20 protein-coding genes and 1 riboswitch are annotated in these 20,443 nt (G+C 71.4%); of the genes, 10 read left to right on the top strand and 10 right to left on the bottom strand.

The annotated features are described in order from the left end of the window. Positions 1-165 precede the first annotated feature (165 nt). Together IEZ27_RS08375 and IEZ27_RS08370 are read left to right on the top strand one after the other, a co-directional pair. The gene (locus IEZ27_RS08375) at positions 166-1,296 is read left to right on the top strand and encodes a sensor histidine kinase (protein ID WP_189646692.1); all 1,131 of its coding nucleotides are present in this window, start codon (positions 166-168) and stop codon (positions 1,294-1,296) included. Next, positions 1,293-1,961, top strand: a complete 669-nt coding sequence (locus IEZ27_RS08370) for a response regulator (RefSeq protein WP_229823653.1) — start codon at positions 1,293-1,295, stop codon at positions 1,959-1,961. The genes IEZ27_RS08375 and IEZ27_RS08370 overlap by 4 nt, the downstream gene beginning before the upstream one ends. Positions 1,962-1,973: 12 nt before the next feature. Here IEZ27_RS08370 and cimA read toward each other — a convergent pair whose 3' ends face one another. After that, positions 1,974-3,551, bottom strand: a complete 1,578-nt coding sequence (gene cimA, locus IEZ27_RS08365; protein ID WP_189646691.1) for a citramalate synthase — start codon at positions 3,549-3,551, stop codon at positions 1,974-1,976. Between the two features lie 197 nt (positions 3,552-3,748). Further along, positions 3,749-4,393: a DsbA family protein gene (locus IEZ27_RS08360; RefSeq protein ID WP_189646690.1), complete on the bottom strand. Its 645-nt coding sequence runs from the start codon at positions 4,391-4,393 to the stop codon at positions 3,749-3,751. A gap of 159 nt (positions 4,394-4,552) precedes the next feature. Here IEZ27_RS08360 and IEZ27_RS08355 point away from each other — a divergent pair, with 159 nt between their 5' ends. Then, entirely contained in the window at positions 4,553-5,200 is a 648-nt protein-coding gene (locus tag IEZ27_RS08355; RefSeq protein WP_189646689.1) for an O-methyltransferase, read from the top strand. Between the two features lie 62 nt (positions 5,201-5,262). Here IEZ27_RS08355 and IEZ27_RS08350 read toward each other — a convergent pair whose 3' ends face one another. Then, complete coding sequence (locus tag IEZ27_RS08350; RefSeq protein ID WP_189646688.1) at positions 5,263-6,360, bottom strand: branched-chain amino acid aminotransferase; 1,098 nt, start codon at positions 6,358-6,360, stop codon at positions 5,263-5,265. A gap of 188 nt (positions 6,361-6,548) precedes the next feature. Beyond that, the gene (locus IEZ27_RS08345; RefSeq protein ID WP_189646687.1) at positions 6,549-7,595 is read right to left on the bottom strand and encodes a 3-isopropylmalate dehydrogenase; all 1,047 of its coding nucleotides are present in this window, start codon (positions 7,593-7,595) and stop codon (positions 6,549-6,551) included. Positions 7,596-7,693: 98 nt separating this feature from the next. Then, positions 7,694-7,855: riboswitch (cyclic di-AMP (ydaO/yuaA leader) on the top strand. Positions 7,856-7,886: 31 nt separating this feature from the next. Here IEZ27_RS08345 and IEZ27_RS08340 point away from each other — a divergent pair. After that, positions 7,887-8,432: a C40 family peptidase gene (locus IEZ27_RS08340; RefSeq protein WP_189646686.1), complete on the top strand. Its 546-nt coding sequence runs from the start codon at positions 7,887-7,889 to the stop codon at positions 8,430-8,432. On the opposite strand, the gene IEZ27_RS08335 is transcribed toward IEZ27_RS08340, so the two are convergent. Next, positions 8,416-9,408 (bottom strand): NAD(P)-dependent alcohol dehydrogenase, encoded by a 993-nt coding sequence (locus IEZ27_RS08335; RefSeq protein WP_189646685.1) that lies wholly within the window; start codon positions 9,406-9,408, stop codon positions 8,416-8,418. The two genes, IEZ27_RS08340 and IEZ27_RS08335, sit on opposite strands and share 17 nt — an antisense overlap. 201 nt (positions 9,409-9,609) lie before the next feature. Between IEZ27_RS08335 and IEZ27_RS08330 the strand changes: the two genes are divergently transcribed. Further along, positions 9,610-10,236, top strand: a complete 627-nt coding sequence (locus IEZ27_RS08330) for a DUF2306 domain-containing protein (protein WP_189646684.1) — start codon at positions 9,610-9,612, stop codon at positions 10,234-10,236. Here IEZ27_RS08330 and IEZ27_RS08325 read toward each other — a convergent pair. The 3 genes from IEZ27_RS08325 to IEZ27_RS08315 all read right to left on the bottom strand — a co-directional run bounded on the left by IEZ27_RS08325 (position 10,209) and on the right by IEZ27_RS08315 (position 13,269). Then, on the bottom strand, positions 10,209-10,865 hold the full coding sequence (locus IEZ27_RS08325) for a response regulator (protein ID WP_189646683.1): 657 nt from the start codon (positions 10,863-10,865) through the stop codon (positions 10,209-10,211). The two genes, IEZ27_RS08330 and IEZ27_RS08325, sit on opposite strands and share 28 nt — an antisense overlap. After that, a complete protein-coding gene (locus IEZ27_RS08320; RefSeq protein WP_189646682.1) occupies positions 10,862-11,989 on the bottom strand; it encodes a sensor histidine kinase in 1,128 nt (375 codons plus the stop codon). Before IEZ27_RS08320 ends, IEZ27_RS08325 begins: the two co-directional genes overlap by 4 nt. Positions 11,990-12,084: 95 nt before the next feature. After that, positions 12,085-13,269, bottom strand: a complete 1,185-nt coding sequence (locus IEZ27_RS08315) for an ROK family transcriptional regulator (RefSeq protein ID WP_229823651.1) — start codon at positions 13,267-13,269, stop codon at positions 12,085-12,087. 100 nt (positions 13,270-13,369) lie between these two features. Here IEZ27_RS08315 and IEZ27_RS08310 point away from each other — a divergent pair, with 100 nt between their 5' ends. From IEZ27_RS08310 to IEZ27_RS08295, 4 genes are read left to right on the top strand one after another with little or no spacing between them, the layout of a single operon-like run. Then, the gene (locus tag IEZ27_RS08310) at positions 13,370-14,464 is read left to right on the top strand and encodes a sugar ABC transporter substrate-binding protein (protein ID WP_189646681.1); all 1,095 of its coding nucleotides are present in this window, start codon (positions 13,370-13,372) and stop codon (positions 14,462-14,464) included. Beyond that, a complete protein-coding gene (locus IEZ27_RS08305) occupies positions 14,465-15,184 on the top strand; it encodes an ATP-binding cassette domain-containing protein (RefSeq protein WP_189646680.1) in 720 nt (239 codons plus the stop codon). Then, on the top strand, positions 15,181-16,344 hold the full coding sequence (locus tag IEZ27_RS08300; RefSeq protein WP_125637187.1) for a sugar ABC transporter permease: 1,164 nt from the start codon (positions 15,181-15,183) through the stop codon (positions 16,342-16,344). Before IEZ27_RS08305 ends, IEZ27_RS08300 begins: the two co-directional genes overlap by 4 nt. After that, positions 16,341-17,201 carry an ROK family protein gene (locus tag IEZ27_RS08295; protein ID WP_189646679.1) on the top strand — a complete coding sequence of 287 codons (861 nt, stop codon included), beginning with the start codon at positions 16,341-16,343 and terminating at the stop codon, positions 17,199-17,201. Before IEZ27_RS08300 ends, IEZ27_RS08295 begins: the two co-directional genes overlap by 4 nt. A gap of 6 nt (positions 17,202-17,207) precedes the next feature. On the opposite strand, the gene IEZ27_RS54910 is transcribed toward IEZ27_RS08295, so the two are convergent. Further along, a complete protein-coding gene (locus IEZ27_RS54910) occupies positions 17,208-17,336 on the bottom strand; it encodes a hypothetical protein (RefSeq protein WP_268246047.1) in 129 nt (42 codons plus the stop codon). A gap of 343 nt (positions 17,337-17,679) precedes the next feature. Continuing rightward, complete coding sequence (gene serA / locus IEZ27_RS08290) at positions 17,680-19,269, bottom strand: phosphoglycerate dehydrogenase (RefSeq protein WP_189646678.1); 1,590 nt, start codon at positions 19,267-19,269, stop codon at positions 17,680-17,682. 332 nt (positions 19,270-19,601) lie between these two features. Here serA and IEZ27_RS08285 point away from each other — a divergent pair, with 332 nt between their 5' ends. Further along, positions 19,602-20,363, top strand: coding sequence for a hypothetical protein (locus tag IEZ27_RS08285; protein WP_229823650.1), 762 nt, complete (start codon positions 19,602-19,604; stop codon positions 20,361-20,363). The last annotated feature ends 80 nt before the right edge of the window (positions 20,364-20,443 follow it).

The following is a 20,443-nucleotide window of genomic DNA, read 5'->3' as shown; positions in this document are numbered from 1 at the left end:
GCGCCGTTCCCGGGGGCCGTCGTCAAAGCACACTTGCACCCGCCGTCCCCCTGCGGACGGATTTCACGATGGACCACCGTTCCCCCGCCGAGCCCGGGTCCGCCCTCTCCTCGTGGACGGAATTCGCGACACATGGCGACATTCCGGGCAGGCTACTCTCGCCTCATGCTCCACCGCCGTTCCCCCGCTCCCGTCGACTGGCTCGTGGCGGGGGTCGTGGCCCTGTTCGCGGTCGCGGAGGAGGTCAGCGCCCGTTCGATGGCCTCCCCGCGCGCCTACCTGCCCCTCTGGCTGGCCGCCGGGCTCGTCACGGCCGCCGGGGTGCTCTTCCGGGCCCGCGCGCCCTTCGCCGTCCTGGCCGTGTACTCGGCGGCCAACGTCGGCTCGTTCGCCTTGGTGTCCGGGCCGCCCGCGGCCTGGCAGTTCTACACCCAGCTCGTGCTGCTGTGCACGCTGCTGTCGGAGGTGCGTCCGGACAGCGTGAAGGCGGTGGCGGGGCTGGCGGCGACGGGCGTGTTCGTGGCGGCCATGCTGGGCACGTCCTCGCCCGCGTCCGGGCCGGGTGACGTCGCCGTGGCCCTGGTCATGTGCGCCATCGCCGCCGGGACCGGCCTGGCCGTACGCCGCCACCGCGTGCTGGCGGTGCAGGCCGCCGAGCGCGGCGAGCTGCTGGCCCGCGAGTCGGTGCAGGAGGAACGTGCCCGCATCGCCCGCGAGCTGCACGACATCGTCGCCCACAGCGTCAGCGTGATGACCATGCACACCGGCACCGTACGGCTGCTGCTGCGCGCGGACCAGGAGCCCGAACGGCAGGCGTTGTCCACCGTGGAGGCCGCGGGCCGGGAGGCCATGGACGAGCTGCGCCGCATGCTCGGCCTGCTGCGCGGCACGAACGCCGGCGATCCGCCACACCAGGCCGGCCTCGACCGGCTGGACGACCTCCTCGACCAGTTCCGTTCGGCGGGGCTCGACGTGCGGCTCGACGTCGCGGGCGAGCGTGTGCCGCTGCCTGCGGGGCTGGACCTGTCGGCGTACCGGATCGTCCAGGAGGCGTTGACCAACACGCTCAAGCACGCCGGGTCGGCGCGGGTGGCGGTGACCGTCTCGTACCTGCCCGGCGAGCTGCGGCTGGAGATCGTGGACGAGGGCCCGCGCGGGCCCCGGCCGCCGTCCGGCGCGGGGAGCGGGCACGGGCTGATCGGCATGCGCGAGCGAGCCGCCCTGTTCGAGGGCACGCTGACGGCGGGCCCGCTACCGTCGGGCGGCTTCGGCGTACGGGCGGTGCTCCCCCTGTGACGCACCCGGACGGGATCGGCGTGGTGGTCGCCGACGACCAGGCGATGATCAGGGCCGGGCTGCGGCTGATGATCGGCACCCAGCCGGACCTGTCCGTGCTCGGCGAGGCGTCCGACGGCGAACGGGCGGTCGAGCTGGCCCGGAGCCTGCGCCCGGACGTCGTCCTGCTCGACATCGCGATGCCCCGCCTGAACGGCCTGGAGGCCGCCCGCCGCATCCTCGCCGCCCCCGCCCCGCCGAGGGTGATCATGCTCACCACGTACGACACCGACGAGAACCTCGACCTCGCCCTGCACGCCGGTGTCAGCGGGTTCCTGCTCAAGGTGTCGCCGCCGGAGCACCTGTTCGCCGCCATCCGCAGCGCCGCGCGCGGCGACGTCCTGCTCGACCCGGCCGTGACCGGCCGCGTCGTCGAGACCTACCGCCGTACGACGGCCGCCTCCCCCCGGAGCCCCTCCGGGGTCACCGCCCGGGAGGAGGAGGTGTTGCGGCTGGTGGCGCGGGGCCTGTCGAACACGGAGATCGCCGGCTCACTGTCGATCACGGAGGCGACGGTGAGCACCCACATCAACCGCCTGCTCGCCAAGCTCGCCCTCCGCGACCGCGCCCAGATCGTCCGGTACGCCTACGAGTCGGGCCTCGTACGCCCGGGAGACCCGCCGTGAGTCCGTACGGAGTCAGCCGCAGTCGCGGCCGGCGCGCAGCAGCCCGTACGTGACCGCCTGCTCCAGCGCCTGCCAGGAGGCGTCGATGATGTTCTCGGCCACCCCGACCGTCGCCCATTCGGCCGTGTCGTCGCTGGAGGTGATCAGGACGCGGGTGACGGCGCCCGTGCCGTGGGTGCCTTCGAGGATGCGGACCTTGTAGTCCACCAGCTCCAGCCTCGCCAGCTCCGGGTAGAGCTGCTCCAGCCCCTGCCGTACGGCGTTGTCCAGGGCGTTGACAGGGCCGTTGCCCTCGCCGGTGGCGACGATGCGCTCGCCCTTGGTGTGCAGCTTCACGGTGGCCTCGCTGACCAGCTCGCCGCCCTTCGTCCGCTCGACGATCACGCGCCAGGACTCCACCTCGAAGTGGCGCCTGCGCGCCCCCTGGACGGTGTCACGCAGCAGCAGCTCGAACGACGCGTCCGCGGCCTCGAACGTGAAGCCCTGCGCCTCCAGATCCTTGACGCGCTCGACGAGGGTCTTGGTGTGCTCCGGGGTGAGCTCGTAGCCCAGCTCGCGGCCCTTGAGCTCGACGGAGGCGCGGCCGGCCATGTCGGAGACGAGCATGCGCATGTCGTTGCCCACGGCGGCCGGGTCGATGTGCTGGTAGAGGTTGGGATCGACCTTGATGGCGCTGGCGTGCAGGCCGGCCTTGTGGGCGAAGGCGGACATGCCGACGTAGGGGGCGTGGGAGTTGGGGGTGACGTTGGTGACCTCGGTGATCGCGTGCGCGATGCGGGTCATGTCCGCCAGCGACTCCTGCGGCACGAGGTCGAAGCCGCGCTTGAGCTGGAGGTTGGCGACGACGGTGAACAGGTTGGCGTTGCCCGAGCGCTCGCCGTAGCCGTTGGCGCAGCCCTGTACGTGCGTGGCGCCCGCCTTGACGGCGGCGAGGGTGTTGGCGACGGCGCAGCCGGTGTCGTCGTGGCAGTGGATGCCGACCCGGGCGCCGGTCTGGACGGCCGCGTGGACGGTCTCGGCCAGCTCGTCGGGCAGCATGCCGCCGTTCGTGTCGCACAGGGCGATGACGTCGGCCCCGGCCTCGGCGGCGGTCCTGAGCACCTCCAGCGCGTAGGCTGGGTTGGACTTGTAGCCGTCGAAGAAGTGTTCGGCGTCGAGGAAGACTCGCTGTCCCCCCGCACGAAGGTGAGAGACCGTGTCGCGGATCATCGCGAGGTTCTCCTGGAGAGTCGTGCGGAGGGCCAGCTCCACGTGCCGGTCGTGGCTCTTGGCGACAAGGGTCACGACCGGCGCGCCGGATTCGCGCAAAGCGGCTACCAAGGGGTCGTCGGCGGCCTTCACACCGGCCCGGCGGGTCGCACCGAACGCGGCGAGCTGCGCGTGCTTCAGGTCGAGCTCTGTTCGAGCGCGCCTGAAGAACTCTGTGTCCTTGGGGTTGGCGCCCGGCCAGCCCCCCTCGATGAAGCCGACGCCCAGGCTGTCCAGCTGCCGTGCGATGGCGAGCTTGTCAACGACAGTGAGGTTGAGTCCTTCCTGCTGCGCGCCGTCGCGCAGCGTGGTGTCGTAGACGTGGAAGCGGTCGTCGGCCATGAGTCTCTCTTCTTTCGGATCCGTGTCCTGGAAAACAAAAAGACCCCTCACGGACGTGAGAGGTCTGCGCGCCGGCGGTGTCCCTGTGTCAGCCGGCGCGCCTGCCGATAATGAGCAGACCGTAGAGCATGGTGCTTGTCAGTCTGCCACAGGGATTCACCATTCGGCACATTGATCTCACCTTGTGGACATGACCTTTACACTTGCACGCCGGCGCCGCCGGTGATGGCGCGTTCGAGCGCCGCCGGGTCGAACACCTCGTTGCCGAGCTGCTGCCCGTCGAGCAACACCGTCGGGGTGCCCTGGATGCGGACCTTCGCGGTCTCCGCCAGGTGTGTCTTCGCGTACGACTGGGAGGTCACGCACTCGTCCACCGAGGCGCCCACCTTCCTGGCCGCCGTGACCAGCTCCGGCAGGGTGAAGCCCGAGGCCGAGCCGTGCGGGGCGGGCTGCATCGCGTACAGCTCGTCCCTGAAGGCCAGCCAGTTCGCCTCCGGGATGCACCGGGCGGCGGCCGCGGCGCGGATGGAGTTGGAGCGCATGGGCTCGTCCTGGAAGATCGTCACCGGGTGGTAGACGACCTTGACCCTGCCCTCCCTGGCCAGTTTCTGGATCGTACGGTCGACCTTGGAGTGCATCTCCTTGCAGATCGGGCAGTCGAAGTCCTCGTACACATCGAGCACGGGCGCGTCGCCGGACTTGTCCGCAAGGACCATCGAACCGTCGATCTGCCTGGTCAGGCGTACGGACCCGGCTGTCTCACCCGGCTCCGAGAAGGCCAGCACACCCAGCACCACCAGCGCCGCACACGCGATCGCGACCGCAACCAACCGCTTCATCATCCGCCCACTTCCAGCTCACCGAACGCGCAGACCCTACCAACGACAGGCCCGCTCTCCGGACAGCCGGTCGGGTCGGGCCCCGGCGCGGCGATCCGTCAGCGGATCCCTCATTGGTACCTGATGACGCTGAGAGATCTCTGTACGGGAAGAATGACGTACATGAAGGCGAATCTCCTTGACCCCGCGGTGGGCCGGTACATCCTCGACCACTCCACCCCGCCCGACCTGCTGCTGGAGGAGCTGGCGCGGGAGACCGCCGAGGCGACGGGCGACGCCGCGAGGATGCAGATCTCCGCCGACCAGGGCCGGTTCCTGACCATGCTCACCCAGCTCGTGGCCCCGGCGGTGGCGGTCGAGGTGGGCACGTTCACCGGTTACTCGTCGGTCTGCATCGCGCGGGGACTGACGGGCGGGCGGCTGCACTGCTTCGACGTGAGCGAGGAGTGGACCTCGATCGCCCGGCGCTACTGGGAGCGGGCGGGCGTGGCCGACCGCGTCTCGCTCACGCTCGGCCCGGCCATGGAGACGCTGGCCGCCTTCGACGAGCCCGTCGACCTGGCCTTCCTCGACGCCGACAAGGGCAACTACCCCGGCTACTACGAGCTGCTGGTCGAACGGCTGCGGCCGGGTGGCCTGCTGCTGGCCGACAACACGCTGCGCAGCGGGCACGTGGCCGACCCGGCGCGCACGGAGACCACGACGGTGCAGATCAGGGAGTTCAACGACCTGGTGATCGAGGACCCCCGGGTCAGCGTCGTCATGCTGCCGGTCGCCGACGGCATCACGATGATCAGGAAGCACCACTAGATCACCGGGACACCGCGGCCCTGACGGAGGCCGGCGCCTGAACGCCGGCCCCGGGCGAGGCGTCAGGCGATCTTGTGGATCCAGCCGCGGGTGTCGGGGCGGGCGCCGTACTGGATGCCGACGAGCTCCTCGCGGACCCGCATCGTCACCGGGCCCGGGGTGCCGTCGGCGATGGTCCAGGAGCGGTCGGCGCCCCTGACCGAGCCGACCGGGGTCACCACGGCGGCCGTGCCGCACGCGAACACCTCGGTCAGCTCGCCCGCGGCGCAGGCGGACTCCCACTCGTCCACCGAGATCAGCCGCTCCTCGGCCTCCAGGCCCAGGTCGTCGGCCAGTTCGAGGATCGAGTCCCGGGTGATGCCGGGCAGCAGGGTGCCGGTGAGCGCCGGGGTGACGAGCTTGTTACCGAAGACGAAGAACAGGTTCATCCCGCCCATCTCCTCGACGTACTCGTGCTTGTGGGCGTCGAGCCAGACGACCTGGTCGCAGCCGTTCTCGACGGCCTCGCGCTGGGCGACGAAGGCGGCGGCGTAGTTGCCGCCGCACTTGGCGAAGCCGGTGCCGCCGGGCGCGGCGCGGGTGTAGTCCGTCGACAACCAGACCGAGACGGGCTTGATGCCGCCGCTGAAGTACGAGGCCGCCGGCGAGGCGATGACCATGTACTTGTACGTCTTCGACGGGTAGTTGACGCCGAGCCCGGCCTGCGTGGCGATCATGAACGGGCGCAGGTAGAGGCTGTGGCCCTCGGTGGTGGGCACCCACTCCTTGTCGGCCCCGACGAGCAGCTCCAGCGACTCGACGAACGCCTCCTCGGGCAGCTCCGGCATGGCCATGCGCTCGGCCGAGCGGTTGAAGCGGGCGGCGTTCGCGAACGGGCGGAAGGTCACGATCGAACCGGAGATCTGCCGGTACGCCTTCAGCCCCTCGAACAACTCCTGCGCGTAGTGGAACACCGAGGTGGCGGGGTCGAGCGAGAGCGGCCCGTACGGCAGGAGCCTGGCGTCGTGCCATCCCTCGCCGTCGGTGTAGTCGATCGAGATCATGTGGTCGGTGAAGGCCTGCCCGAATCCGGGGTTCGCCAGTACCTGCTCCCGCTCGGCCGCGGTGCGAGCGTGGGCGGAATGCTGCACGTCGAAGCTGAGCTTCTGAGCGATGGTCATGACGGCGGTCCTTCTCTCTACGAATCTACGATTCTGAAAGCTACTGCCCGCGAGCAGTATTCGTACTTCCTATTGTCTCGTCATTTGGGATGGCAAGAGGTAGTTGGGACGATTCGACCTCGCGGACACAAAAAGCGCCTGGCAGTCCTCGTTCGGACCGCCAGGCGCGTACGGGGGCTAGGCGGGTCCTAGCCGGATACTCGCGCGGTGATGTCGTCGCCGATCTCGCCGGTCGAACGGCCGGCGCCGCCGCTCACGCGCTCGGCGATGTCGGCGGCCACGGCCTGCTCGACCTTGGCGGCCTCGGCGTGGAGGCCGAGGTGGTCGAGGAGCATGCCGACGGACAGGATCGTCGCGGTCGGGTCGGCCTTGCCCTGACCGGCGATGTCGGGCGCGCTGCCGTGGACCGGCTCGAACATGCTCGGCGTGGTGCGCTCGGGGTTGATGTTGCCGCTGGCCGCAAGGCCGATGCCGCCGGCGATCGCGGCGCCGAGGTCGGTGATGATGTCGCCGAACAGGTTGTCGGTGACGATCACGTCGAAGCGCTCGGGCTGGGTGACGAAGAACATCGAGGCCGCGTCGATGTGGCTGTAGTCGGTGGTGACGTCGGGGAACTCCGCGGCCACCCGGTCGACCGTGCGCTGCCAGAGGTCGCCGGCGAAGGTGAGCACGTTGGTCTTGTGGACCAGCGTGAGCTTCTTGCGGGGCCGCGACTGGGCCTTCTGGAAGGCGAAACGCACCACGCGCTCGACGCCGTGGGCGGTGTTCAGCGACTCCTGGGTGGCGATCTCGTGCGGCGTGCCGCGCCGCATGACGCCGCCGGTGCCCGCGTAGAGGCCCTCGGTGCCCTCGCGGACGACGACCATGTCGATCTGCTCGGCGGACGCGCCGGCCAGCGCGGTCGGGACGCCGGGGAACAGCTTGACCGGGCGCAGGTTGACGTAGTGGTCGAACTCGAACCTGAGCTTGAGCAGCAGGTCGCGCTCCAGCACGCCCGGCGGCACGCTGGGGTCGCCGACGGCGCCGAGCAGGATCGCGTCATAGCCGCGCAGCTCTTCGAGCACCGCGTCGGGCAGTGTCTCGCCCGTGCGGTGGTAGCGGGCTGCGCCCAGGTCGTAATGGGTGGGCTCGATCTTCGTGCCCACGGCCTCCAGGACCTTGAGCCCTTCGGCTACGACCTCGGCGCCGATGCCATCCCCGGGGATGACGGCCAGGCGGATGTTACGCGACTCCATGGCGGTACCCTACCGGCTCGTCTCGGCTGACGAACACATCATCTCAATGGTCGGACATTCCGTTTTGGGGGGATTGCGACCTTTTGACCGTTTCGTTAGAGTCCGACGAGCCTAATCCGCGCAGCACTGCGTGGAGCCGGGGACCCACCCCTTTTCCCCCCGGGGCGAATCGGCCTCGCTTCCCCTTCGAAGCACAGCCGTAGGGCTACTTCCAGGCCCGAGCCCGTCAGCTAACCCGGCCGGCCTCGTGGAAGGACAGTTCCCCTGTCTAGCATCGCCATCCTCCTGGCGGTGGCAGCGGGCGGCGCAGGTCTCGCGCCCGCGGCTCCCGCCGACCCCGCCCCCTCCGTCACCCTCACCGGCCCCCAGGTGAAACAGGTCCAGGAACAGCGTGTACCGAAGCCGGCCTGGAAGGTCGCCCTCGACTACGCCATGGACAAACGCGGCACCCCGTACGTGTGGGGCGGCGCCAGCGAACGGGGCTACGACTGCTCGGGGCTCATGCTCCGGGCGTACGAGGACGCCGGGATCGAACTCCCCAGAACCGCCGCCGAGCAGTACGGCGCCTTCTCCCGGAAAATCGCCTGGAAAGACCTCAAACCAGGCGACCTGGTGTTCTTCAGCAATCTCGGCCACGTCGGCATGATCTCCAAACCCGGTTTCATGGTCCATTCCCCGCACACCGGCGACGTGGTGAAGGAGGAACGCCTGTCGCAGTGGCGCAGGCAGGCCTTCGTCGGCGCGGTACGCCCCGACCCCAAGGGCGTCAAGCGCTGGGCGGACTACACCGCGCTCCGCAAGGCCCCCGCCCCCGCCATGCTCACAGCGACCCTGTGACGACGACCTTCCCCGGGGCGTGTCCCTCCTCCTGGTAGCGGACGGCCGCCGGGATCTCGCCGAACGGGAAGGTCCTGTCGATGACCGGGATGATCTCGCCCCCTTCGATCAGCCCGGTCAGCGTCAGCAGGTTCGCCCTGTTGCTCCCGCAGCGGACCACGTCCGCCCTGGCGATCCGCTGCGGGACGAAGGGCGCCGACGCGAGCGCGGCGAACATGTGGCCGGCCGGCTGCACCCAGCGACCGGCCGGCCCGCCGACCACCACGTACGCGCCCTTCCTGGCCAGGACGCGGCGGCAGTCCGACAGCCGGCGGCCGCCCGCCACGTCGACGAGCAGGTCGAAGCGCTGCCCGGAGGTGGCGAAGTCCTCCTTGGTGTGGTCGATGATCTCGTCCGCGCCGATCGAGCGGACCAGGGCGGCGTTGCGCCCGCCGCACACGCCGGTCACGTGCGCGCCGAACGCCTTGGCGAGCTGCACGGCGAACGTGCCCACACCACCGGACGCGCCGTTGACCAGCACCTTCTGGCCCGCCTGCACGCGGCCCTCGTCGCGCAGCGCGATCAGCGCCGTGTTGGCCGCCATCGGGACGGCCGCCGCCTGCTCGAACGTCAGGTTCCCCGGCTTGGGGGCCACCTCGCTCTCCCGCAGGCAGACGTACTCGCCGAAGCCGCCCTGGAGGGACATCGCGTACACCTCGTCGCCGGGGCGGAACAGTGTGACGTCCTTGCCGGTCGCCTCGACCTCCCCCGCCACGTCGGCGCCGAGGACCGGGATGCGCGGCCGGCGCAACCCGACGCCGCCGCCCATGATCCGGGACAGGTACGGCTCCCCCCGCATGAAATGCCAGTCATAGGGCTGCACGGACGTGGCCCGCACCCGGACCAGCACCTCGTCGTCGCGCGGCACGGGCCGTTCGACGTCGGACAGGACGAGCTGGTCGGGTGAGCCGAACGAACGCAGGACGTAGGCCTTCATCGTTTCTCCCTTGTGGCGTGAACGGCGTGGACGTGCCGTGGATGTGCCGCCAGTGTGGGCGCGACCTGCGCGGACGCTCAACGGTCGAAAGGCGACGGCTCGATGGCCGAAAGTACGACCACCCGGCCCGCCGATGGTGCGAACCGGCTCGGGCCGTACGCGCGATGCCCCGGTGGGGCCGCGGCGGTCACGCTCTCAGGCATGAGATGGATCGCACCCACCGGATTGCTCGCGCTCAGCGTCGTCCCCCTCGTCGCCGGCGCGCTCCGGCTGACCGAACTGGCCTCGGGCGCCCCCGTCACGCCCGGCAACGCGCGCTTCTTCGCCATGCCCGTGCCGGTGTTGCTGCACATCCCCGCCTCGCTGGTGTTCTGCGTGCTCGGCGCGTTCCAGTTCTCGGCCGGGTTCCGGGCCCGGCGGCGGAGGTGGCACCGGGTGGCGGGGCGGGTGCTGGTGGCGTGCGGGCTGGTCGCGTCGTTGTCGGGGTTGTGGCTGACGCTCTTCTCCGACCTGCCCGCCGGTGACGGCGTGCTGCTGGCCGCCTTCCGGCTGCTGTTCGGCACGGCCATGGCCGCCTGCCTCCTGCTCGGCCTGGCCGCGATCCGGCGGCGCGAGGTGGCCCGGCATCGTGCCTGGATGACCCGCGGGTACGCGCTCGGCCTCGGCGCGGGCACGCAGGCCTTCACGCTGGCGTTCGGGCTGCTGGCCTTCGGGCCGCCCGGCGAGCTGGGCAGGGCGCTGCTCGTCGGCGCGGGCTGGGTGATCAACCTGGCGGTGGCCGAGGCGATCGTCCGCCGGGGTCAGGTGCGTACGCGGTCGGTCTCGTAGGCCCACATGGCGATCTCGACGCGGTTGCGCACGCCGAGCTTGGTCATCAGGCTCGCGACGTGGCTCTTGACCGTGCTGAGCGAGATGTGCAGCTCGGCGGCGATCTCGCTGTTGGTCCGGCCGCGGGCCACGGCGCGCAGGATCTCCTCCTCCCGGCCGGTCAGCGCCTCCATAGGCTGCGCGGGCGCCTCGGCACGCCCCGCCCCCGCGAACGCGGCCAGCAGGCGCGCGGTCACACTCGGGGCGATGAGCGCCTCTCCCCCGGCCGCGGCGGTCACCGCCTGGGCGAGCAGCGCGGGACCGGCGTCCTTGAGCAGGAATCCCCTGGCCCCGGCGCGCAGGGCGGCATAGACGTACTCGTCGAGGTCGAACGTGGTGATGACGACCACAGCCATGGGGTCGGCCACGTCGGGCCCGGCCAGCTCGCGGGTGGCCGCGATACCGTCGAGGCCGGGCATGCGGATGTCGAACAGGCACACGTCGGGCCGCAGGCGGCGGGCCAGCTCGACGGCCCGCCTGCCGTCGCCGGCCTCGCCGACGACCTCGATGCCGGGCTGGGCGTCGAGGATCATCCTGAGCCCGGTACGGGCGATCTCCTGGTCGTCGGCGACCAGCACCCGGATGTTCACGCGGCCTCCCTGGGCAGGACGGCGGTGACCGTCCAGCCCCGGTTGGGGTTGGGGCCCGCCTCGCAGGTGCCGCCGAGCAGGGCGGCGCGTTCGATCATGCCGATGAGGCCGTAGCCGGGGGCGGCGACGCCGGTGGCTCGGTCGCCGTCGTCGCTCACGGTCAGGTGTACGGAGGTGTCGTCGGCGGTGACGCGGACGGTGATGTGGGTGGCGTGGCGGGCATGCCGCCGGGCGTTGGTGATCGACTCCTGCGCGATGCGGTAGAGCGCGGCGCCGGACGACGGCGGCAGGTCGTCCAGCCCGCCGGCGATCTCCACCTCGACGGCCGGACCGACGCGCGGACGCCCGGCGAGTTGCCGCAGGTCGTCGAGGTGACGGCCCGGGGTCAGCTCGGCCGGCTCGTTCCTGCGCAGCACGCGGACCATGGCCCGCATCTCGGCGAGGGTGCGGGACGCCTCGGCCTCGATCACCCGTAAGGCGTCGGTGGCGGCGCCCGGCTCGGAGGCGGCGGTGGCCAGGCCGGCCTGGGCGCGGATGGCCATGGCCGAGACGTGGTGGGCGACGGTGTCGTGCAGGTCGCGGGCGAGTTGTTCGCGTTCGAGAAGTTTGACCTGGTCAAGCTCGCGCAGCCGCGCGCCGGCCCGGTACCGGAAGGCGCCGCCCAGCCCGACGGCGGCGAACAGGACGCCGAGCGCCGGGACGACGTCGCCGGGCGCGATGCGGCCGGTGATCAGCGACAGGTGGACCGCGACGAGCCCGGCCGCCATCCCGATCACGGCCTCGCGCCCCGATCCCCACCGGAACAGCGCGTAGAGCACGATCGTCACGAACGCCAGCGTGTACGTCTCGACCGGCTCGCCGCGCGTCAGCAGCGGCGCCAGGCTGGTGACGCCGAAGACGAGCATGACCATGAGCAGCGGCCGGGTCCTGCGCCACAGCAGCGTGGGCACCAGCGCGACGGTCACGGCCGTCGAGACCACCGGCCACCGGAGGTCGGGCCGCAGCAGGCCCTCGATCACCGCGGCCGGCACGAGCACCGCGACGAGCGCCCAGTCGCGCCACACCCGCGCCGGCGGGCCGGCGGGACGCGGCTCACGCCACACGGAACGGAGGAGGCCGGGCACCCCCTCATCGTAAAGGCGCACCCCACCTCCGCGCAGAGCCCACGAGCCCGGCCGCGATCAACTCCCGCGGGCCTCGGCGACCGGCCCGGCCGGGGTCATCTTCTGCGGGCGTCGAAGATGAGGTCCCACGCGCGGGACTTGGCGTGCGCGACCGCCCCCAGCAGCACGCCGCTGTCGCCGAGCAGGCTGGCCACCACCTTCGGGCGCAGCGGGCCGAGCTCGGCGATGCGGCGCTCGACCGAGGCGCCCAGCAGGTCGAGGTTGCGCCCGACTCCCCCGCTCAGCACGATCACCTCCGGATCCAGCACCGCGGCCACGGCCACCAGCAGGCCGCCGATGCGGCGTCCTTCGGCCTCCACCACCGATCGGGCCGTCTCGTTCCCGTCGGCGGCGGCGGCGAAGACCTCCCTGGCCGTCTCCAGCTCCAGGCCCGCCGCGCGGGCGGCGCGTACGACGCCGGGCGCGGCCGTCGCGGCCTCGGTGGCGCCGTGCGCGAAGGAGTCGGCGTCGTGGGCGACGGGGTCGGCGCCGGGCGGCTGCTCGGTGGCCGGGACGTAGGAGACCTCGCCGGCCGCGCCCCGCGCGCCGACGTACAGCTCGCCGTTGATCACGATGCCCATGCCGACGCCGGTGCCGATGGAGACCAGGGCGAAGTTGGCCGTTCCGCGACCGGCCCCGTGGGCGTGCTCGCCGACGGCGGCCAGGTTGATGTCGTTCTCGATGACGAGGTCGACGCCGAGTGCCGCGCGCAGCCGGTCGGCCAGGCCGGGCGGGCCGGGCAGGTTGGGGGCGAAGTCGAGGCCGCCGCGTACGGGGTCGTACACGCCGGGCGAGCCCACGACCGCGCAGGTGATCGAGCGCCACTCGACCTCCGCCTCGGCGGCCGCCGCCCTGGCCAGCTCGCCGACCAGGTCGGCCAGCTCCGTCGAGGTCCTGGCCGTGTTGCGACCGTCGGTACGGCCGGCGAACGCACCGCGCAGATCGGCCACGGCGACCCTGATCCAGTCGCGGCCGATGTCGATCCCGGCGACGTGGGTCGAGGCGGCGTTCATGTCGTAGAGCGAGGAGACCGGGCCGGGCCGTCCGGACACTTCCCCGACCAGGTGGACCAGGCCGTCCTCCTCCAGCCCGGCCAGGGCGGCCGAGACCGTCGGCTTGGACAGGCCGGTGCTCTTGGCCAGGTCGGCGCGTGAGGCGGGACCGTGCTCGTGGAGCTGGTCGAGCAGGCGGCGCTCGTTGAGCACCCGCAGCAGCCGTGGATTGGCCAGGTCGCGTCGCATGTCCGGCCTCCCTCCGAGGTGCACTCTAGCCAACTCGCCTGATAGTAAACTACCTTTCTTACCAAGCGGGGGCGGGCATCTTCTGAGAGGACGAAGTGCGATGCACCGAGCTTGGCGACTCATCCCCTCGGCGGCGGTCCTGCTGGCCGCCGCCTGCGGAACCGGCACCACCGGCACGACCACCACCACCACTCAGGCCACCGCGGCGCGGCAGGGCGGGACGATCGCCCTGTTCCTCCCCGAATCGAAAACCACCCGGTACGAAGCCTTCGACCGCCCCCTGTTCGAGGCCAAGGTCAAGGCGCTGTGCCCCGGCTGCAAGGTCATCTACGGCAACGCCGAACAGGACGCGGCCAAGCAGCAACAACAGGTCGAAGCGGCCCTCACCCAGGACGCCGACGTGCTCGTCCTCGACGCCGTGGACGCCAACGCGGTCGCGCCCCTGGTCAACCAGGCCAGGCAGAAGAAGGTCCCCGTGGTCGCCTACGACCGGCTGATCTCGGGCATCGACTACGCCTACTACGTCTCGTTCAACAACGTACGGGTGGGCGAGATGCAGGGTCAGGCGCTGCTCGACGCCCTGAACACCAAGGGCACCACGGACAAGGGCCAGATCGTGATGATCCACGGCTCGCCCACCGACCCCAGCTCGGCCGACTACAAGAAGGGCGCCAAGAGCGTCCTGGACGGCAAGGTCAAGGTCGGCAGGGAGTTCGACACCCCCGACTGGAGCCCCGACAAGGCGCAGCAGCAGATGGAGCAGGCGATCACCGCCATCGGCCGGGACAACATCGTGGGCGTGTTGTCGGCCAACGACGGCATGGCGGGCGGCGCCATCGCGGCCATGAAACGCGCGGGCTACAAGGAACTGCCGCCCATCACCGGCCAGGACGCCGAGCTGGCCGCCGTGCAGCGCATCCTCACGGGCGAGCAGTACATGACCATCTACCTGGACATCAGGAGGGAGGCGGAGAAGGCCGCCGAGCTGGCCGTCGCCCTGACCAAGGGCGAGCAGCCCGCCGCCACCTCCAAGGTGAACAACGGCACCGCCGACATCCCGGCCTTCCTCCTCGACCCCATCGCGGTCACCGCCGACAAGATCAAGGACACCATCGTGAAGGACGGTTTCTACCAGGCCGACCAGATCTGTACGGCCGAGGTCAAGGCCGCCTGCACGAAGGCGGGCATCGAGTAGATGATCGCGGCGACGGGGATCTCCAAACGGTACGGAGCGGTACGGGCCCTCGACGGCGTGGGACTCGACCTGCGTCCCGGCGAGGTCGTGGCGCTCATGGGCGACAACGGCGCGGGCAAGTCGACGCTGGTCAAGACCATCTCCGGCGCGCTCGTACCGGACGAGGGCCGGATCACGGTGGACGGCGCGCCGGTGCGCGTCGCCACCCCGCACGACGCGCAGGCGCTCGGCATCTCGACCGTCTACCAGGATCTCGCGCTGTGCGAGAACCTCGACGTCGTGGCCAACCTGTTCCTCGGCGCCGAACGCCGCCGCTGGTCGGTGCTGCGCCACCTGAGCATGGAACGCGCGACCCGCGACCTGCTGGCCCAGCTCGACGTGCGCATCGGCGACATCAGGGTGCCGGTGTCGATGTTGTCGGGCGGCCAGCGGCAGTCCGTGGCCATCGCGCGGGCACTGCTCGGCGAGCCGCGGCTGGTCATCCTGGACGAGCCGACCGCCGCGCTCGGCGTGGAGCAGACCGCGCAGGTGCTCGCGCTGATCCGGCGGCTGCGCGAGCGCGGCCTCGCGGTGCTGGTCATCTCGCACAACCTCGCCGACGTGCGCGAGGTGAGCGACCGGGTGGTGGTGCTGCGCCTCGGGCGCAACGCCGGTGAGTTCCGTACGGCCGACGCCTCCCGCGAGGAGATCGTGGCCGCGATCACAGGAGCGGGCGAATGACGGCGATGCCCATCGTGCTGACGGGACGGCTGCGGCAGGGCGAGGTCGGCGCCTGGCCGGTGGTCGGCGGCCTGGTGGCGATCACGATCGTGTTCAGCACGCTCAACGACCGGTTCCTGTCGCCCGAGAACCTCACCAACCTCGCCCTCCAGATGGCCGCCACCGGCACGATCGCGCTCGGCGTCATCATGGTGCTGCTGCTCGGCGAGATCGACCTGTCGGCCGGCTCGGTCAGCGGCCTGTGCGCCACGGTCATGACGATCGCCCACGTCAAACAGGGCTGGAACGCCCTGCTCGCGATCCTGCTGGCGCTGGCGGCGGGCGCGGCGATCGGCCTGCTGCACGGGCTCATGCTGACCAAGCTGCGGATGCCGTCGTTCGTGGTCACGCTGGCCGGGCTGATGGGCTGGCTCGGGCTGCTGCTCTACCTGCTGCGCCAGGGCGGGACGATCAACCTGCCGTTCAACGGGTTCATCTCCGGGCTGAGCGACACGTGGCTGCCGGGCCGGCTCTCCTGGGCCCTGGTGCTCGCGCTGGCCGGCGCGTACGCCGCGATCTCCGTACTGGCCAGGAGGGCGCGGCTGGCCGCCGGGCTGCCCGTGGCGCCGGCGTGGCAGGCCCCCGTTCTGTCGGGCGGGCTGGCGGTCGTGCTGGGCGCGGCGGTGGCGGTCATGTCGGCCGACCGGGGCGTGCCGCTGCTGCTGGTGCTCTTCGGCGCGCTGGTGGTGCTGCTCGACCTGATGTTGCGGCACACGACCTTCGGCCGCCACCTGTACGCCGTCGGCGGCAACGCCGAGGCCGCCCGGCGCGCGGGCATCAACGTGACCAGGATCAGGATCCTCGCGTTCGTGCTGGCCTCCACGCTGGCGGCGGCCGGCGGCGTACTGGCGGCGAGCCGGCTGTCGGCGGTCAACCAGGGTTCGGGCGGGAGCGACATCCTGCTCATGGCCATCGCCACGGCGGTCATCGGCGGCACCTCGCTGTTCGGCGGCCGGGGACGCGCCTACGCCGCGCTGCTCGGCGTGCTGGTCATCCAGTCGATCACCAACGGCATGTTCCTGCTGAGCGTGGACTCCTCGGTCCGGTTCATGGTGACGGCCGCCGTACTGGCCCTGGCGGTGGCGATCGACTCGCTGGCCCGCAGGGGCGCCGCGCGGTGAGCCGGGTCCTCGGCATCGACGTCGGCGGCACCAAGGTCGCGATCGGGGTGTCGGGCTCCGACGGGCCCGTGGTCGCCGGGCGGGCCCGGCTGGAGACCGGGCCGGACACGCTCGTCCGCGCGCTGGCCGCCGCCCGCTCCCTGGACGGGCGGCCGGCCGCGGTCGGCTTCTCGACCTGCGGGGTGATCAGGGACGGCGTGGTGCGGCTGGCCCCGAACGTCCCCGGCTGGGAGGGGCTGGAGCTGCCCCGGCTGCTGCGGGAGGAGTTCGGCGCCACGCCGGTGGCCATCGACAACGACGTGAACGCGGCGGCGGCGGCCGAGCTGCGCTGGGGCGCGCTGCGCGGCGTCTCCACGGGTGTCTATCTCAACCTCGGCACCGGTCTGGCCGCGGCCCTGGTGGTCGGCGGCCGGGTGGTGCCCGGCGCGCACGGCGCGGCGGGCGAGATCGGCTACCTCCAGGTCACGCCTGGCCAGGCGGCCTTCGCCGACGGGCGGGTGCCGCTGGAGGAGCTGGTCTCCGGCGCGGGGCTGGCGGCCAGGGGCGGCGCGCTGCTCGGCCGCGCCACCACGGCGGAGGAGGTGCTGGCCGCGCGTACCGGGCCGCTGGCGGAGCTGGTGGAGGAGACGCTGCGGGTGCTGACCATGACGGTGGCGAACCTGTGCGTCACGCTCGACCCCGAGCGGCTGGTCGTGGGCGGCGGCATGATGGGCGCGGCCGGGCTGATCGTGCCCAGGCTGGCCGATGAGGTGCGGCGCGCCGTGCCGTTCCCGCCGGAGATCCGGCCCGGCCGGTTCACGGACGACGCGCCGCTGCTCGGCGCGCTGGCTCTGGCCCACGCCGCGGCGCGGGCCTGAGCGGCGCTACCGGGCCGAGTTCTGGGGGGCGCCGCCGTTGTCCCTGCGGTCCAGGGCGGTCTGCAGGGCCTCGGCGGCCTCGTTCTCCTGCTCTTCGGTACGGTTCCAGGCGTACATGTCGTACATGTCACTCATCTCGTTTCGCGGGCGCGTATCCAGCAAGGGGGCGTCGGACCCCGGTCGCGAATCCGACCGGGCCTGCTCTCGTGGGCCCGGGTCACGGACCGGACGAGGGGAAGGGACTGATCGGCCGACAGACGCCACTCACCGCGGCGGGTCGTCGGCCTGCCCTAACAGGCCCCGCCGCGGCAGGTAATGAGTACGAGAACCTGGCGCATTTCCGTCAACAGTACCTGGCAGTGGTTTCACTGTCTCGTTGGATGTCCTGCCATCTCGGATGCTGAGACAAGAAAAGGCCGCCACCCGGAACGGTCCAGGTGACGGCCTACCCCGGGATCCGGGGCCCGAACTTCTCGGGTCAGTCCTCCAGGTCGACCGAGCGGCCGCTCTCGGCGCCGATCTCGGCGGCGATCTGGTCGATCATGGCGGCCGGGATGGCCGAGTCGACGGTCAGCGCGATCAGCGCCTTGCCGCCCTTGACGTCACGGGCCACCTGCATCGAGGCGATGTTCACGCCGGCCTCGCCGAGCAGCCGGCCGACCACGCCCACGATGCCGGGACGGTCGGTGTAGGTGAAGAACGACAGGTGGGCCGTCGGCTCGATCTCCATCTCGTAGCCGTTGACCTCGACGATCTTCGTGATCTGCCGGGGGCCGGACAGCGTGCCGGAGACCGAGACGTGCCGGCCGTCGGCGAGCACGCCGCGCAGGGTCACCACGTTGCGCCAGTCGGGGCTCTCGGAGCTGGTCACCAGCTCCACGTTGATGCCCCGCTCCTTGGCCAGCAGCGGCGCGTTGACGTACGTGACCTGCTCCTCGATCACGTCGGCGAACACGCCCTTGAGCGCGGCCAGCTCGATCACCCGTACGTCCTGGGAGGCGATCTCGCCGCGCACCTCGACGTCGAGCTTGGTGGCGACCTCGCCCGCGAGGGCGGTGAAGACCCGGCCCAGCTTCTCGGCCAGCGGCAGGCCCGGCTTGACGTCCTCGGCCACCGCGCCGCCCTGGACGTTGACCGCGTCGGGCACGAACTCGCCCGCCAGCGCCAGCTTCACGCTCCGCGCGACCTGGGTGCCGGCCTTCTCCTGGGCCTCGTGCGTGGAGGCGCCGAGGTGCGGCGTGGCGACGACCTGGTCCAGCTCGAACAGGGGGCTGTCGGTGCACGGCTCCTTGGCGAACACGTCGAGGCCGGCGCCCGCGACCCGGCCCTCCTTGATCGCCGAGTAGAGCGCGGCCTCGTCCACGATGCCGCCGCGGGCCACGTTGACGATGCGCACGGACGGCTTGACCTCGTGCAGCTCCTTGTCGCCGATGAGCCCCAGGGTCTCCTTCGACTTCGGCAGGTGCACGGTGATGAAGTCGGCCTGCTTGAGCACCTCTTCGAGGCTGAGCAGCTTGACGCCCATCTGCGCGGCGCGGGCCGGCGGCAGGTAGGGGTCGTAGGCGATCAGCTCGACGCCGAACGGCTGGAGCCGCTGGGCCACGAGCTGGCCGATCTTGCCGAGGCCGAGGATGCCGACGACCTTCTCGTCCAGCTCGACGCCGGTGTACTTGGAACGCTTCCACTCGCCGTTCTTCAGCGCGGCGTGGGCCTGGGCCGTGTTGCGGGCGCTGGCCAGGATGAGCGCGATGGTCTGCTCGGCGGCGCTGGTGATGTTGGAGGTCGGCGCGTTGACGACCATGACGCCGGCCTTGGTGGCGGCCTCGACGTCGACGTTGTCGAGACCGACGCCCGCGCGGGCGACCACGCGCAGCTTCGGCGCGGCGGCGATGGCCTCGGCGTCGACCTGCGTGGCGGAGCGCACGATCAGGGCGTCCACGTCGGCGAGGGCGGGCAGAAGCTGGGAACGGTCCGCTCCGTCGGTGTGGCGGACCTCGAAATCGGCGCCGAGCACGGCGAGGCCGGCCTCGGACAGCTCCTCTGCGACCAGAACGACGGGCTTGTTCACAGGCGTGGATCCTTAGGGGCATGCGGCGGGCAGGAGGGACACGTCACTGGGTCCCTCGGGATCCCTCAGAGTCTATCCGCGCTTGTGAACGCGTTCACGAGGGACCCACGATATGAGACAGCCCTCCGCGTACCCGGGTGGCGGGAAACTCATCCACTCTGCTCCCATCTTTGTCTTGATCGGGAGATTTATTCACCATTAGCCTGATAAGCCGTGGCCGACTACCTATGGTTCGTCATATGAGCATCGGGAATCCTGCGCTTGCCGACGTGCTCGCACAGCATGGCGCGCCTCATCGCCTGCTGGCGGCCCTCGCCGACGGTGGAGTCCTGGTGGCAGTGCGACCAGATCGATCGGTCGTCCTTGGGACGACCCAGGCGGGTGACCGGGTTCTGCTCGGGTACACCAGCCCGACGACCTACGCCCGACACCGTGGCAGCCATTCCCTCTCGGTGTGCGACGCCGACACCATCCTGGACATCCAGCGCGTCACGGGCGTGCGGGAGATCGTGATCGACGCCGCGGGCCCCGCCGCCGCGGCCGTCCCCATCGACGATCTCCAGCGTTTCCTGACCAGCACCCGCAATGGGCACACCCCCGTCCTGTCGGGGGCGGTGCCCGCCGCGTACGCGACCGGCGCGATGGCGACCGTCTCGCGGGTGCCCGCGCTGGCGCAGGTGGCTCCGCCCGCCCCGGAGGCGCCCGCACTGCCGTGGGTCCCCGCGCCCCGGCCCCACCTGTCGGGGCCGATGCAGCAGGTGGACCCGGGCTACCGCCGGTGCACGCACCCGATCCTGCCCGCGCTGCGGCAGGCCATCGCGCAACTGCTGGCGGACTTCCCGCTCGTGCACCACGTGTGGATCTCCGAGGCCGGCACCGCGTCCGGGGCGACCGGGATCATGCTGCACGTGAAGGTGCACATGTCGGCCGCCGAGGACGTCGTCCGCGACCTGCACCGCCTGGTACGCGCCCGCCTCCCGCAGTTCGCGGCGAGCGGCGCGCCGATCCTCATGGCCAGGGTCGCCGACGCGCGCAGCGAACGCCGGATGATCGAGATCGGCGCGCACGTGGTCTGCGCCAACGTACGGGAGTAGCCACCGTACGGGAGTGGCCGCGGCGGGGCCCGGGAAACTGGGCCCTACCGAACAAGCTCTCGCTCGGCTTGAATAGGTCC

Source organism: Nonomuraea spiralis (assembly GCF_014648435.1).
Taxonomy (GTDB): Bacteria; Actinomycetota; Actinomycetes; order Streptosporangiales; family Streptosporangiaceae; genus Nonomuraea; species Nonomuraea spiralis.
Note: the sequence above shows the minus strand (reverse complement) of the source record. Positions and strands in the feature narration are given on the sequence as shown.